Annotated in this window: 12 protein-coding genes; 6 read left to right on the top strand and 6 right to left on the bottom strand. The window is 72.5% G+C overall.

The genetic code is table 11. The features are described 5' to 3' along the window. The 4 genes from AB0D28_RS26310 to AB0D28_RS26295 form a co-directional block, all read right to left on the bottom strand. A partial coding sequence (locus AB0D28_RS26310; RefSeq protein WP_357389993.1) for an SMC family ATPase occupies positions 1-1,541 on the bottom strand: 1,541 nt, incomplete at its 3' end. Next, positions 1,541-2,689, bottom strand: coding sequence for an exonuclease SbcCD subunit D (locus AB0D28_RS26305; RefSeq protein WP_357389991.1), 1,149 nt, complete (start codon positions 2,687-2,689; stop codon positions 1,541-1,543). The genes AB0D28_RS26310 and AB0D28_RS26305, both read right to left, overlap by 1 nt. A 12-nt stretch (positions 2,690-2,701) precedes the next feature. Continuing rightward, entirely contained in the window at positions 2,702-4,450 is a 1,749-nt protein-coding gene (locus AB0D28_RS26300) for an ATP-binding protein (protein WP_043325613.1), read from the bottom strand. Between the two features lie 430 nt (positions 4,451-4,880). Beyond that, the gene (locus AB0D28_RS26295) at positions 4,881-5,837 is read right to left on the bottom strand and encodes a pyrimidine reductase family protein (protein WP_357389989.1); all 957 of its coding nucleotides are present in this window, start codon (positions 5,835-5,837) and stop codon (positions 4,881-4,883) included. 150 nt (positions 5,838-5,987) lie between these two features. On the opposite strand from AB0D28_RS26295, the gene AB0D28_RS26290 reads away from it, so the two are divergent. The 6 genes from AB0D28_RS26290 (at position 5,988) to AB0D28_RS26265 (ending at position 12,748) form a co-directional block, all read left to right on the top strand. After that, entirely contained in the window at positions 5,988-6,533 is a 546-nt protein-coding gene (locus AB0D28_RS26290; protein ID WP_357389987.1) for a plasmid pRiA4b ORF-3 family protein, read from the top strand. A gap of 329 nt (positions 6,534-6,862) precedes the next feature. After that, positions 6,863-8,182: an extracellular solute-binding protein gene (locus AB0D28_RS26285; RefSeq protein WP_357389985.1), complete on the top strand. Its 1,320-nt coding sequence runs from the start codon at positions 6,863-6,865 to the stop codon at positions 8,180-8,182. 119 nt (positions 8,183-8,301) lie between these two features. After that, entirely contained in the window at positions 8,302-9,282 is a 981-nt protein-coding gene (locus AB0D28_RS26280; RefSeq protein ID WP_357389983.1) for a sugar ABC transporter permease, read from the top strand. Between the two features lie 105 nt (positions 9,283-9,387). After that, entirely contained in the window at positions 9,388-10,188 is an 801-nt protein-coding gene (locus tag AB0D28_RS26275) for a carbohydrate ABC transporter permease (RefSeq protein ID WP_030274682.1), read from the top strand. Continuing rightward, positions 10,185-11,618, top strand: a complete 1,434-nt coding sequence (locus AB0D28_RS26270) for a GH1 family beta-glucosidase (protein ID WP_357389981.1) — start codon at positions 10,185-10,187, stop codon at positions 11,616-11,618. The genes AB0D28_RS26275 and AB0D28_RS26270 overlap by 4 nt, the downstream gene beginning before the upstream one ends. Before the next feature lie 83 nt (positions 11,619-11,701). Continuing rightward, positions 11,702-12,748, top strand: a complete 1,047-nt coding sequence (locus tag AB0D28_RS26265; RefSeq protein ID WP_357389979.1) for a LacI family DNA-binding transcriptional regulator — start codon at positions 11,702-11,704, stop codon at positions 12,746-12,748. A 22-nt stretch (positions 12,749-12,770) separates the two neighbouring features. Here AB0D28_RS26265 and AB0D28_RS26260 read toward each other — a convergent pair whose 3' ends face one another. Then, positions 12,771-13,982, bottom strand: a complete 1,212-nt coding sequence (locus AB0D28_RS26260) for an acyl-CoA dehydrogenase family protein (RefSeq protein ID WP_357389977.1) — start codon at positions 13,980-13,982, stop codon at positions 12,771-12,773. Continuing rightward, entirely contained in the window at positions 13,982-15,055 is a 1,074-nt protein-coding gene (locus AB0D28_RS26255; RefSeq protein WP_357389975.1) for a phosphotransferase family protein, read from the bottom strand. The genes AB0D28_RS26260 and AB0D28_RS26255 overlap by 1 nt, the downstream gene beginning before the upstream one ends. Between the last annotated feature and the right edge of the window lie 79 nt (positions 15,056-15,134).

Here is a 15,134-nt window from a genome sequence, read left to right as displayed (position 1 = left end):
GCCCGCACCGCGCCCGCCGCCTCCTCCAGCGCGGTCCGCAGCCGCGCGTGCTCGGCCAGCGACTCGCGCAGCCGCTCCGGCGCGGGCGCGTCCGCGAGCTGCTCGTCCAGCTCGGCCAGGCGCGTGCCGAGCTGGTCGTGCTGGGTGCGGGCGCGCAGCAGCACCCGGTCGGAGTCACGGGCCGCGGTGTCGCGTTCCTGCACGACCCGCTTGGCTGCCTCGCTCGCCGCCCGCGCCGTCTTGCCCGCCTCGATCGCCCGGCTCACCGCCGAGCCCTCCGGCACCGCCGGCACTGTGGTGACTGTCTGCTCGCACACCGGGCAGGGCGCGCCGCCGACCAGGTGCGCCCGCAGCGCCACCGCCTGGTCGGCGGCCTTCGCCTCCTCGTGCGCGCGGAACGCCGAGTCCAGCTCCGTCTCGGCCCGTTGCGCGTCCGCCCGCGCCGCCGCCAGCGCCGCCACCGCCGCGTCGTGCTCGGCGCGCGCCGCGTCCACCGCCGCCCGGACCGTCGCCGCCTCCGCGGTCAGCCGGTCCCGGTCCGCGTACGCCTTCAGGTGCAGCCGCAGCGCGCTCTCGTCACCGGCGGCGGCCAGCTCCCCGCGCAGCTTCTCCTCGCGCTCCTCGGCCAGCCCGACCGCGCCCGCCGCCTCGTCGGCGGCCACCCGGGCCTGCGCCACCGCCCGCGCCAGCTCGGCCGTGCCGTCCGGCGGCCGCACCCCGGCCAGCACACCCAGCTCGGCGTCGAGGGCGGCCAGCGCCGCGGCCCGCTCACCCGCCGTGGCCCGGGCCAGCTCCCATTCGGGTACGGCGGCAGCGACAGCGGCGGCCAGTTCCCGCATCGCGTCCACCCGCTCCCGGGCGGCGGTCAGGCTGTCGTCGTCGACGTCGGCGAGCCCGCCGAGCATCTTGTCGACGGTCTCCAGCTTCGCCTCGGCCTGCCCGGCCCGCTCGACGGCCTTCTTCTGCACCGACTCGTAGACGCCCAGCCCGAGCAGGTTCACCAGGATCTGCTGGCGGGTGGCCGGCTTGGCGTGCAGGAAGTCGGCGAACTGCCCCTGCGGCAGCACCACGCACGAGGTGAACTGCTCGTACGGCAGCCCCACCGCGTCCAGCACCGCCTGCTCCATCTCGGCCGGGGTGCCCGCCACCACCTCGCCCAGGTCCTCCGGGCTGAGCCCGGTGTCGAGCTTGGTGATGTCGAATCCCGGCGGCATGAGCTGGAGGCCGGCGTTCGCCGTCTTCACAGTGCCCCGGCCGTCGCGGCGCACCACCCGTGTCGCCACGTAGCGGTCACCGGCGGACTCGAAGACCAGCCGCACCCGCGCCTCGGTCGCCGACGGTGCCAGCGCGTTGGCCAGCCCCCGGGTGCCGCCCCAGCGCGGCACCGTGCCGTAGAGCGCGAAACAGATCGCGTCCAGCACCGTCGACTTGCCCGAACCGGTCGGCCCGACCAGCGCGAAGAAATCCGCGTCGGTGAAGTCGACAGTCGTCTCGTCGCGGAACACCGTGAACCCGGCCATGTCCAGCCGCATCGGCCGCATCAGTGCTCCACCTCCTCGAGCAGCTCGTCGAAGAGCTCCCGGACACCCTCGTCGGCGTGCCCCCGGCTGTCCAGGTAGTCGCCGAACAACTCGCCCGGCGACCGGCCGGCCCGCTGAGCCGTCCGGGTCCCGCTGCCCGGCGCGGGCACCAGCTCCGGGTCGATCCGGATCTCCAGCGCCCGGGGCAGCAGCTCCTGCACCTCCTCGCGCAGCCCGGCCCGGGGCTGCTCCCGGACGTAGACGCGCAGCCAGCCCTCCGGCGCCTCGATCTCGGCGAGCTGCGCGAGCGTGCCGCGCACCGTGCGCAGCGGCACCGCGCCCGGCACCGGCACCTCCCGGACGCGGGCGGCGGTGGTGGCGGTGACCTCCACGATCGTCACCGAGCCGACGTTCTCCTGCTCGCCGAAGTCGACAGCGAGCGGGCTGCCGCTGTAGCGGATCGGGCACGGGCCGATGACCCGCTGCGAGCGGTGCAGGTGGCCCAGCGCCACGTAGTGCGCGTTGCCGGGGAAGACGGTGGCCGGCACCGCGTACCCCAGCACGGTGTGCGCGTCCCGCTCGCCGCCGCCGGTGCTCGCCCCGACCACTGTGAGGTGCGCGGTCACCAGGTGCACGCGGTCCGGCTCGGTGAAGCCCTCGGCGAGGCGGTCCAGCACCCGGCCCAGGTGGTCGGCGTACGTCTGGTTGGCCTCGGCCGGGGTGAGCGTGTACATCTCCACCGCGCGCACCGCGTACCGCTGGGACAGGAACGGCAGCGCGGCGATCCGCCAGCGCTCCCCGCCGGCGGTGACCCCGTCGACGACGTGCTCGTCCGGATTCTCCCGTACGCTGCCGCGCAGCGTGATCCCGGCGGCCTCGGCCCACGGCCGCAGCGCGTCCAGCGCCGCGCCGTTGTCGTGGTTGCCGCCGATCGCCACCACGTCCGCGCCGGTCCGCCGCAGCGCGGTGAGCGCCCGCGTGACCAGCCGGGTCGCCTCCGGGGTGGGCGCGGCGGTGTCGTACAGGTCACCGGCCACGATCACCAGGTCGGGCCGCTCACGCTGGGCGATCTCGATCACCTGGGCGAGGACCTGCTTGTGCTCCTCGGCCCGGGACTGCCCCTTGAGGACCTTGCCGACGTGCCAGTCGGAGGTGTGCAGGATCTTCATGGTGGGTGCCGCCTAGAACGGGATGTCGTCGTCGGAGGAGCCGGAACCGACCACCGCGAACGGGTCGGCGGCCTGGGTGATCGACCGTAGCGTCTCCGAGGGCGCGCGGCCCGCCTCCGAGACCCGGGTGGCCCACGCCGGGAACGGGAACTCCAGGCACAGCGGCACCGGGATGTCCGGCTGGTTGACGAACATGGTGCCCGGCTTGGCCAGCAGCGCCCGCTGCCGCTGGGCGGGCGGCAGGAAGCCGTACTCCGGGCGGGACGCCTCGGCCGGGTCGAGCCGGCCGACCACCCGGATCGCCGAGTTGGTGACGATCCGCCGTTCCACCTCGCTCGCGGTCTGCTGCGCGCCGACCAGGATCACGCCCAGCGAGCGGCCCCGCTCGGCGATGTCGAGCAGCACCTCCTTGATCGGCGACGAGCCCTCGCGCGGCGCGTACTTGTTCAGCTCGTCGAGCACGACGAACAGCAGCGGCTTGGCGGTGCCGGCCTTCTCCTTGCGCTCGAACTCGCTCTTGAGCGTCACGCCGACCACGAACCGCTGCGCGCGGTCCGGCAGGTTGTGCAGGTCGACGACAGTGACCTGGGCGCTCTCCGCCGTGTTGATCGAGTGCGGGCGACGGGTCGCGAGGTCGCCCCGGATCAGCCGGCCCAGGTCCTTCTTGCTGCCGATGAGCCGGCGGGCGAACGCGTTCACGGTGCCCAGCCCGACCGCGCTGCCGGCCCACTCGCCGCGCGTCTCGTCGTCGTTGAGCTGCTCGACCACGTGGTCGACCAGATCCGCGTACGAGCCGAGCCGCACCCCGTCGATGCTCACCCCGCCGTCGGCGGGCTGGGCGTAGCGGGCCAGGTGCGCGGCCACCGAGTGGACCACCATCGTGTACTGCTGGCGCTCGTCGTCGGCGTCGGCGAACACGTACGGCAGCAGCCTATCGGCGCAGAACTCGGACAGCGTCCAGTAGAAGCTGTCCACCCCGGTGAGCCGGCTGCTCACATCCGGCGTGCCCGAGGAGTCGCCGACCCGCGGCGGGGCATAGACCCGCACGTCCGGGAACGCCCCGGCGTCCAGGCCCAGCTTCGCGTACGCCGCCCGGGTCGGGTCGTCGAGCCGGCTGTTCGGGTGGTCGAGGAAGAGCAGGTCCTCGCCCTTGACGTTGAAGATCAGCGCCTTGGCGTTGACCGCGTCGCCGCCCAGCACGCCGGAGCGGAACACCGAGTAGAGCAGGAACGTGGCGAAGCTGGTCTTGGTGGCGACACCGGAGATGCCGGAGATCGACACGTGCGCGCCCCGGGTGCCGTCGAGGAAGTCGGCGTTGAGGTAGACCGGCACGCCGTCGCGGCCCATCCCCATCGGGATCCGCCGCTCCATCCGGTCGAAGTGCAGCGCCCGGGCCCGCGCGTCGCCCTCGGCCCGGTGCACCACCGCGCCCGGCGTGGGCGGCACGTAGAACTCCGGGTCGACCCGCGTCGTGGTCACCTCGGCCGCCTCCTGCACCTGCGCCGGCAGCGTGCCGTCGGCGATGGCGAAGACGTCGGAGTCGAACTGCGCCCCCTCGTGCCGGGCACGCACCTGGGTCACCACCCCGGCGATCGTCACCGGCTCACGGTCGGGCAGGTCGCGGCGGGTCACGACCACGTCGTCCAGTTGCAGGTAGCTGCCCGGCGCGACAGCGGTCCAGAAGGTGAGCGGGGTGGCGTCGGCGGTGCCGAGCACCCGGCCGACACCCTCGCCGGGCCCGTCGAGCTGGTCGTCGGTCATCGGCGGTCTCCGGTCGGCTGGTCGTACCGTTGGCGGTGCACGTCGTGCATCCTGCCCGAGGGATGCGACAGGTTGCCACGCGACGCGGCGGACGCCACGCCACCCGTGCGCCGAACGGTAGCCGCCCGAATCCGCCCGACCACAGTGCGTGCGTTTCCTCCACGTTCGCCCCTCCGTCGCCGGCCGGCCGCCGCCGTCGCCGCCGGCTCCCGGACGGCCCGCCCGCTGACGGTCAGCAGTGCCGCCGGGTCCACCGAGAGGGCGTCGGGCGTCGCGCGGTCAGATCCAGTCGCGCGGGTGGAACACAGGGGTGTCTCCGCCGGCCCATGACACCCATCGCGTTCCACCCGTCGCCCGCCCACCCGGCATGCACCGCTTCCGCCCGCATCTTCCTGAAGAGCGGGAGTCGTGTCCCGCGTGCCGTCTGCCATCAGGCGGCGGGGGCGGCGCCTGCGGGTGGTGTCTGGGCGGGGTCGCGTGCGTAGCGCAGCATCAGCACGCCGTCGGCGGCGGCCAGCACGTGCCGCAGCGGCAGGTGGCGCGGGACGCTGGCGTCACCGGCGGTGATCCGGCCCGGGCCGGCGCCGGCGAGCAGCGGCGCCACGGTCAGGCACAGCTCGTCCACCAGGCCGGCGGCGGTGAGCGCGCCGAACAGGTGCGGGCCGCCCTCGCAGAGCAGCTGGTCGAGCCCGCGCCGGCGCAACTCGGCCAGCCCGGCGACGAGATCGACCCGCCCGGAGCCGCTGGCCCGCCCGGCGTCGTCGCCCTGCCCGGAGCCGCCCGTCCGTCCGGAGCCGCCCGTCCGTCCGGAGCCGCCCGTCCGTCCGGAGCTGTCGGCGCGGCCGCTGGCGTCCGGCCGGGCGGCACCGCCAGTCCGGCCGGAGCTGTCGCCTCGGCCGGTCTCGTCGGTGCCGCAGCGGATGACGTCGGCCACGTCGGTCAGGCCGGGCGGCGGTACGGCGTCGGCGTGGGTGAGCACGATCGGCCGGACCGGGGCGTCGGCGAAGGCGGCCTGCGCCGGGTCGAGGTCGAGCGAGCCGGAGACGACCACGAGCGTCGGGTACTCGGCCAGTCCTCGCTCGCGGCGCCAGGCCCGGCGGTCCGGGCTCAGCCGCACCGCCCGGTAGCCCTCGTGCCGTAGCGTGCCGGCGGCCACCACGAGGGCGTCGCAGAGCATCCGCAACAGCCCGAAGACCCGCTTGTCCGGCTCGCCGGAGAGCCCGGCGGAGTAGCCGTCCAGAGTGACCGCGCCGTCGGCGCTGGCGACGAAGTTGACCCGTAGGTGCGGGTGGTCCGCCCGGTCGTAGAGCGCGGTGAGCTGCGGATCGGTGAGCGCGCCGGTGGCGGGTGCGGGCCAGATCCGTTCGATCGGGGTTCCGACGCTCATTCGCCGGCCGGACCGGTGACCGGAGGGGTGGGTTCGGGGGTACGGTGCTGGCAGTCGCACCACTTCCGGCCGGGACAGTCGTCGTGCCGCCGTTCCCGGCAGGCTCGGCAGATCATGCAGGCAGCCTATGCCCAGGAAGGACGGGACGTCGTGTCGCGTCAGATCTTCCAGCTCACGGTGTCGCTGGCCGGTGTCCGGCCGCCGGTGTGGCGGCGGGTTCTGGTGCCCGGCGGCTACACCCTGGACCGGCTGCACCGGGTGATCCAGCACGCGATGGGCTGGCGCGACTGTCACCTGCACTCGTTCGACGTCGGCGGCCGGCAGTACGGCGAGCCCGACCCGGACGGCGAACCGGCGCTGCGCGACGAGCTGGACGTCCGGCTGGACGCGCTGGTCGGCAAGGGCGACCGGTTCCGCTACACCTACGACTTCGGCGACTGGTGGGAGCACGACCTGGTGGTGGAGGACGCCTGCGCCGCCGACCCGGACGAAAGCTACCCGGTCTGCCTGGACGGCGAGCGCGCGTGCCCGCCCGAGGACGTGGGCGGTCCGGCCGGTTACGCGGTCATGCTGGCCGCGCTCGCCGATCCGGGGCATCCGGAGCACCTGACCATGCGCGGGTGGGCCGGCTCGGCGTTCGACCCGGCCGCGTTCGATCCGGCCCGCGCCACAGTCCTGCTGCGCCGCTGCTGCTGACCGCAGCGCCGCCGAGCCGCCGAGTCGCTGAACGCAGCGCCGCCGAGCCGCCGCAGCGCCGGCCGTTGCTGACCCGCGGCGCCGCCCGCCGCTGACGACGGGGCAGGCAGTGCCGCTGACAGCGGCCTCCGCCGAGGGCCCGGGCGTCCACGCGGTAACGAAATGGGAACGCTCCCAACGGTCTATTGACACCCCTGTCACCTCCCGGCAACCTCATGGGAGCGCTCCCGAGAGTGGTGCGGATCTCCCTCCTGCCCGCTCCGGCCCGCGCGACACGCACCCCCCACCACACAGCAGATATCGCCTCACCACCGAAAGAGGGGTCTCGGATGAGCGTCCCAATCCGTCGTCGGCGGTTCGCGGCCATCGCGCTCGCGTCCGTCGTCGTGCTCGGCACCACCGCCGCCTGCGGCGACGACTCGGACAGCGGCGACAGCGGCAGCGGCAGCGGCCCGGTCACGCTGGTCGTCGACGTCTTCGGCGACCAGGGCTTCGGCTACGAAGAGCTGTACAAGCAGTACGAGTCGGAGCACCCGAACGTCAAGATCCAGGAGCGGGGCAAGGGCCTCGGCCTCGGTGACTACAACACCCGCCTGACCCAGCAGATCACCGCGGGTTCGGGCGCCGGTGACGTGGTGGCCCTGGAAGAGGGCACCATCGTCCAGTTCTACGCCCAGGCCGACAAGTTCGTGAACCTGGCCGACCACGGCGCGAACGACCTCAAGGGCAACTTCCTGCCGTGGAAGTGGGAGCAGGGCACCACCCCCGACGGCAAGGTGCTGGGCCTCGGCACCGACGTCGGCTCGATGGCGCTGTGCTACCGCAGCGACCTGTTCAAGGCCGCCGGGCTGCCCACCGACCGCGAGCAGGTCGGCGCGCTCTGGCCCACTTGGGACAAGTTCATCGAGGCCGGCCAGACGTTCGCCGCCGCCGACAAGAAGCACAAGTTCGTCGACTCGGCGACCAACTTCTACAACGTCGTGCTGATGCAGATCGCGGGCCAGGGCAGCGGCTACACGTACTACGACAAGAGCAACAAGATGGTCATCGACCAGAACCCGGACGTGAAGACCGCGTACGACCTCACCACCAAGATGATCGCCGCGGGGCTGTCCAACAACCTCCAGTCGTTCTCCAACGAGTGGAACGCCGGCTTCAAGAACGGCACCTTCGCCACCATCGCCTGCCCCGCCTGGATGACCGGTGTCATCAAGGGCCAGGCCGGTGACGCGGCGGCCGGCAAGTGGGACATCGCCAAGGCGCCGGGCGCCGGTGGCAACTGGGGCGGCTCCTTCCTCGGCGTGCCGAAGTCGAGCAAGCACCAGAAGGAGGCCGCGGAGCTGGCCAAGTTCCTGACCAGCGCCAAGGGTCAGATCGGCGCGTACAAGGCGGTCGGCAACCTGCCCTCGAACCCGCAGGCGCTCACCGACCCGGCCGTGGCCGACTCGACCAACGACTACTTCAGCAAGGCCCCGGTCGGCAAGATCTTCGCCGCCGGCGCCACCGAGCTGAAGCCGGTCTACCTCGGCCCGAAGAACAACGCGGTCCGCACCGCTGTGGAGAACAGCCTGCGCGCCGTGGAGCAGGGCAAGTCGGCCGGCGAGCAGTGGCAGGCGGCCCTGAAGAACGGTGCGGCCGCCGGTAAGTGACCGGTTGAGCCGCCCGCGGGTGGCGTCGGCAGCCCCGGCTGCCGGCGCCACCCGCGGTGCCCGCAGAGTCCGGCGTCGCCCGTGTGGCGGGTGACGCCGGCCGAGGAGAAGGACTCCCCATGAGCCTCGACCTGCACGCCGCGGCGCCGCCCGAACCCGGCCCGCCGCGCGCCGCTCGTCACACGCGCCGCCGTTCCGCCTCACTGACGCGCCTGGACCTGAAGTACTCGCCGTACCTGTACGTCCTGCCGTTCTTCGTGATCTTCGCCGTGTTCGGCGTGTACCCGATCGCGTACACGGTCTGGATCGCGCTGACCGACCGGTCGCCGCTGAACTCGACCATCTCCTTCGTCGGGATGGACAACTTCGTCGAACTGATCACCCAGGACCCGCAGTTCTGGAACGCGGTGGTCAACACCTTCGGCATGTTCCTGCTCTCCACGGTGCCGCAGTTGCTGCTGGCGCTGATGCTCGCCAACGCGCTGAACCGGAAGCTGCGCGCGCAGACGTTCTTCCGGATGGCGATCGCGATGCCGATCATCACCTCGACCGCCGTGGTCGCGCTGATCTTCTCGATGATCTACGCCAAGGACTTCGGCCTGGTCAACTGGCTGCTCGACAGCGTCGGCCTGGACCCGATCGACTGGCGGGCGAACCGCTTCGCCTCCTGGTTCGCCATCTCCACCATGGTGGACTGGCGCTGGGTCGGCTACAACGCGCTGATCTACCTGGCCGCCATGCAGTCGATCAGCAAGGACATGTACGAGGCCGCGGCGCTGGACGGCGCCTCCCGGCGGCGTCAGTTCTGGTCCATCACGGTCCCGCAGCTGCGCCCCACGATCATCTTCACGCTGATCATCTCCACCATCGGCGGCCTGCAGCTGTTCACCGAGCCCCTGCTGTTCACCAGCGGCTCGGGTGGTCTCTCCGGCGGTTCGGAGGGCCAGTTCCAGACCATCACGATGTACCTGCTCGACGTGATGAACCAGCGCTTCCGGTGGGGGTACGCCGGGGCGGTCGCGCTCGTGCTCTTCGTGCTCATCGCGTTGATGTCGGCGATCAACTACCTGCTCGCCCGCCGCATCAGCTCCGACAAGTGAGGTGACGAGATGACGACCACCGCCGTCCGCCCGCCCACCCGGCAGAACCCGCCGGTGAAGACCACCCACCGGGCCGAGCGGCTCTGGAAGGCCAGCCCGCTCACCATGATCGGCCTGATCTTCGGCGTGCTGCTCTCCCTGTTCCCGTTCTACTGGATGATCGTGATCGCCAGCCGGACGAACGACGCGGCCAACTCCTGGCCGCCGCCGTTCCTGCCCGGCGGCAAGCTCGGCGAGAACATCGAGCGGGTGCTCGCCAACAGCGACGCCAACATCGTCAAGGGCCTGATGAACTCGTTCCTGGTCTCCGGGACGATCACCGTCGCGACGGTGTTCTTCGGCTCGCTGGCCGGCTTCGCGTTCGCCAAGCTGCGCTTCCGGGGCAAGAACGCGCTGCTGCTGATCATCCTCACCTCGATGATGGTGCCGATCCAGCTCGGCGTGCTGCCGCTGTACATCCTGATGGCCAAGCTCGACTGGCTGAACACCATGCCGTCGGTGACCGTTCCGTTCCTGATCGGCGGCTTCGGCATCTTCATGATGCGCCAGTACGCCGAGCAGGCGGTACCGAACGAGTTGATCGAGGCGGCCCGGGTGGACGGCTGTTCCACCTGGCGGGTGTACTGGCACGTGGTGGCGCCCGCGCTGCGTCCGGCCGCCGCGGTGCTGGGTCTGCTGACCTTCATGGAGCAGTGGAACCAGTTCTTCTGGCCGTTCGTGGTGCTGGCGGACCCGTCCAACCCGACCGTCCAGATCTCGCTGCGCAGCCTCAACACCGCCTACTTCGCCGACAACTCGCAGATCTTCGCCGGTACGTTGATCGCGACCCTGCCCCTGTTCGTCGTGTTCGTTCTGTTCGGCCGCCAGATCATCGGCGGCATCATGGAAGGCGCCGTCAAGTCGTGAGCAACCCAGCAAGCCCACCCGCCGTCGGCGTCCTCGACGCCGGTCCGGCCCTCACCTTCCCGCCCGACTTCCTCTGGGGCGCGGCCACCGCCGCGTACCAGATCGAGGGCGCGGCGACGGAGGGCGGCCGTGCCCCGTCGATCTGGGACACCTTCAGCCACACCGAGGGCCGGACGGTGGCCGGGCACACCGGCGACGTGGCGTGCGACCACTACCACCGGATGCCTGACGACGTGCGGCTGATGGCCGACCTGGGCCTGCGGTCGTACCGCTTCTCGGTGAGCTGGCCGCGGGTGCAGCCGGGCGGCACGGGCGGGATCAACCAGGAGGGCATGGACTTCTACCGCCGGTTGATCGACGAGCTGCTCGGCCACGGCATCGAGCCGTGGCTGACGCTCTACCACTGGGATCTGCCGCAGCCGCTGGAGGACGCGGGCGGCTGGCCGGCCCGGGACACCGCCGGCCGCTTCGCCGAGTACGCCCACCTGGTCGCCGAGGCGCTCGGTGACCGGGTGAAGTACTTCACCACGCTGAACGAGCCGTGGTGCTCGGCGTTCCTCGGCTACGGCTCCGGCGTGCACGCGCCGGGCCGCCGGAACGGCGCGGACGCGGTCCGGGCCGGGCACCACCTGATGCTCGGTCACGGCCTGGCCGTGCAGGCGGTACGCGCGGCCCGCCCGGAGGCGCAGCTCGGCATCACCGTCAACCTCTACCCGGTCACCCCGGCGAGCGAGTCGGCGGCGGACGCCGACGCGGCCCGGCGGATCGACGCGCTGGCGAACCGGTTCTTCCTCGACCCGGTGCTGCGCGGCGCGTACCCGGCGGACCTCGTGGCGGACCTGCGCGGTGTCACCGACATGGGGCACGTGCGCGACGGCGACCTGGCGACCATCTCCACGCCGCTGGACATGGTCGGCGTCAACTACTACAGCCGGCACGTGGTCGCCGCGCCGGTCGAGGGCGCGGAGCCGGAGCCCTACTGGCGGGCACCGTCCTGCTGGCCGGGCAGCGAGGACGTCCGGTTCGTCACCCGGGGTGTCCCGGTGACGGACATGGACTGGGAGATCGACGCACCGGGCCTGGTGGAGACGCTGGAGCGGGTCCACCGGGAGTACACCGACCTGCCGATCTACGTCACCGAGAACGGGTCGGCTTTCGTCGACGAGGTGGTCGACGGCCGGGTGGACGACCCGGACCGGCTGGCCTACTTCGCCGCGCACCTGCGCGCGTCGCACGCCGCGATCGAGGCCGGTGTGCCGCTCAAGGGCTACTTCGCCTGGTCGCTGATGGACAACTTCGAGTGGGCCTGGGGCTACACGAAGCGGTTCGGCATGGTCTATGTCGACTACGACAGCCAGGCCCGGATCGCGAAGTCCAGCGCCAGGTGGTACGCCGACGTGATCCGACGCAACGGACTGCCCGCACAATAAGCTGGGCCAGCCAGTAACGGGCGGCCCGGCGCCGACGCCCCAATCGGTGCCGGGCCCGCCCGACCGTCGGAGGAGCACAGACGATGACAACGCAGCGCACCCGCTCGCTCGGGCGTCCGACCCTCGACGCGGTCGCGGCCCGCGCCGGCGTCGGGCGCGGCACGGTCTCCCGCGTGGTCAACGGGTCGCCGCAGGTCAGCCCGGAGGCTCGGGCCGCGGTCCAGCAGGCCATCGCCGAGCTGGGGTACGTGCCGAACCGCGCCGCCCGTGCGCTGGTCACCCAGCGGACCGACTCGGTCGCCCTGGTCGTGTCCGAGTCGGGGGAGCGGGTCTTCACCGAGCCGTTCTTCGCGGCCATCGTCCGGGGTGTCAGCTCCGGGCTGGTGGAGACGCCGATGCAGCTCTGGCTGGCCATGGTGCAGTCGCCGATCGAGCGGGAACGGGTCGAGCACCACCTGACCAACCAGCACGTGGACGGCGTACTCCTGCTCTCCCTGCACGACTCCGACCCGCTGCCCACGCTGCTGGAGGAGCGCGGCCTGCCGACGGTGCTCGGCGGCCGCCCGGCCCGGATGCTGCACCCGAACGCGCAGCCGGCGTGGTTCGTCGACATGGACAACGTCGGTGGCGCGCGGCAGGCGGTGGAGCACCTGTTCCGCAAGGGCCGCCGGCGGGTCGCGACCATCGCCGGCCCGCAGGACATGGGCGCCGGCCTGGCCCGGCTCTCCGGCTACCAGGAGGCCGTGCGCGCGGCCGGCGGCCGGGTCGATCCGAGTCTGATCGCGTACGGCGACTTCAGCGAGGGCAGCGGCACCGCGGCCATGCGCCGGCTGCTCGACGTCTGCCCGGAGCTGGACGCCGTGTTCGTCGCCTCCGACCTGATGGCCTTCGGCGCGCTGCGCGCGTTGCGCGAGGCCGGCCGCCGGGTGCCCGAGGACGTGGCGGTGATCGGTTTCGACGACGCCCCGATCGCGCGCCAGGCCGAGCCGCCGCTGACCACCGTGTTCCAGCCGGTGGAGGAGATGGGCCGGCAGATGGCCCGGCTGCTGGTCTCCCGCATCCGCGGCGAGGAGGTCCCCTCCCCGCACGTGCTGCTGGACACCGAACTGATCCACCGGGCCTCCGCCTGACAAACCTCCTCGGCTGAGCCGGTCAGGCCCAGCGGCGCAGCTCGCGCCGGGCCAGCGACGCGCGGTGGACCTCGTCCGGACCGTCGGCCAGGCGCAGCGTGCGGGCCTGCGCCCACAGCTCGGCCAGCGGGGTGTCCTGGCTGACCCCCGCCCCGCCGTACGCCTGTATCGCCTTGTCGATCACCCACTCGGCCATCAACGGCGTAGCGATCTTGATGGCCTGGATCTCGGTGTGCGCGCCCTTGTTGCCGACGGTGTCCATCAGCCACGCGGTCTTCAGCACCAGCAGGCGGGCCTGCTCGATCCGGACCCGCGACTCGGCGATCCACTCGCGTACCACGCCCTGCTCGGCGAGCGGGCGGCCGAACGCGACCCGGTCGAGCACCCGGCGGCAGAGCAGTTCCAGGGCCCGCTCGGCCATGCCGACCAGGCGCATGCAGTGGTGGATGCGGCCGGGGCCGAGCCGGGCCTGGGCGATGGCGAACCCGGTGCCCTCCTCGCCGACGAGGTTCTCCGCCGGCACCCGCACGTCGGTGAAGTCGATCTCGGCGTGGCCGCCGTGCGGGGCGTCGCTGTAGCCGAAGACCCGCATCCCGCGCCGTACCGTCACGCCGGGGGTGTCCCGGGGGACCAGGATCATGCTCTGCTGGCGGTGCCGCTCGGCGTCCGGGTCGGTCTTGCCCATCACGATGAAGATCTCGCAGCGCGGGTCCATCGCTCCGGACGACCACCACTTGCGGCCGTTGATCACGTAGTGGTCGCCGTCGCGGGTGATCCGGGTGCCGATGTTCGTCGCGTCGGAGGAGGCCACGTCCGGCTCGGTCATGCAGAACGCGGACCGGATCTCGCCGGCGAGCAGCGGCATGAGCCACTGCTTGCGCTGCTCCTCCGAGCCGAACTCGGCCAGCAGTTCCATGTTGCCGGTGTCCGGCGCGGCGCAGTTGAGCGCCTCCGGGGCCAGGTGCGGGCTGCGGCCGGTCAGCTCGGCCAGCGGCGCGTACTGCAGGTTGGTCAGCCCGGCGCCGTAGCGGGCGTCCGGCAGGAACAGGTTCCACAGCCCGCGCTCCCGCGCCTGCGCCTTCAGCTCCTCCATCACCGGCGGGCGGGCCCACGGGTCGCCGGCCGCGAGCACCTGCTCGTGGTGCACCGGCTCGGCCGGGTAGACGCACTCGGTGAGGAACGCCTCCAGCCGCTGCCGCAGTTCGACAGTGCGGTCGTCGTACGCGAACTCCATCAGCTCTCCCTCACCGCGCGCAGCCCGTGTGCCACGAGCGGCGCCACCATGTCGCCGATCCGGTCGAAACCCTCGCCCAGCGTCTGCCCGAGCGTGTGCCGGTAGTGGATGCCCTCGCAGATCACCGCGAGCTTGAAACAGCCGAGTGCCACGTGCCAGTGCAGCGGGCCGACGTCGACGTCGCTGCGCCCGGCGTACCGCTCGATCAGTTCGGCGCCGGTGGGGAAGCCGGCGCGCGGCCCGATGCCGTCGGCCACCGGGTTGCCCTCGCCGTGGTCGCTGTCGCCGAGCACGTCCCAGTACGTCAGCAGCAGGCCGAGGTCGGCCAGCGGGTCGCCGAGGGTGGCCATCTCCCAGTCGAGCACGGCCCGCACGGCCACCGGGTCGACGGTGGCGAGGAGGTTGTCCAGCCGGTAGTCGCCGTGCACGATCCGGCCGGCGTTGGCGCCCTCGGGCACGCTGGCGGCCAGCGCGTCGCGCAGCTGGTCGATGCCGGGCAGTGGCCGGCTGCGGGACCGGTCGAGCTGGCCGGCCCAGCGGCGTATCTGCCGGGCCAGGTAGCCCGCCGGGCGGCCGAAGTCGGCGAGCCCCACCTCGGCCGGCTCGACCCGGTGCAGCGTGGCGAGCGTGTCCATCATCGCCATCGCGAGGTCGCGCCGCTGCGCGTCGGTGAGCGTGTCGGTCTGCTCCCGCCGCCGGTAGACCTCGCCGTCGACCTTCGCCATCAGGTAGAACGGCGCGCCGATGACATGGTCGTCGGCGCAGAGCAGCAGCGCTTCCGGCACCGGTACGCCGGTCGGCGCGAGCGCCGAGATCACCCGGTGCTCGCGGACCATGTCGTGCGCGGTGGCCAGCACGTGCCCCAGCGGCGGCCGGCGCAGCACCACCTCGCGGTCGCCGGCGCGCAGCAGGTAGGTGAGGTTGGACTTGCCGCCGGCGATCAGCCGGGCCGACAGCGGCCCGCTCAGGTCCGGCCGGTGGACGGCCAGATGGGCGGCGAGCCGGTCGAGGTCGAGCCCGCGCGGGGCGGGACCGGTCGAGGGCGCGGCGACATCGGCGGCCGGATCGGTCATCCGATTAGTTGATGGCAGCTCAGCTTTGTTGTCAAGGTCGGGTTTTCCCGGCGGGACATGCCCTTGCAACAGGGGCGAA

Origin of the sequence: Micromonospora sp. NPDC048169, assembly GCF_040652815.1 — a bacterium.
GTDB lineage: Bacteria > Actinomycetota > Actinomycetes > Mycobacteriales > Micromonosporaceae > Micromonospora.
Note: the sequence above shows the minus strand (reverse complement) of the source record. Positions and strands in the feature narration are given on the sequence as shown.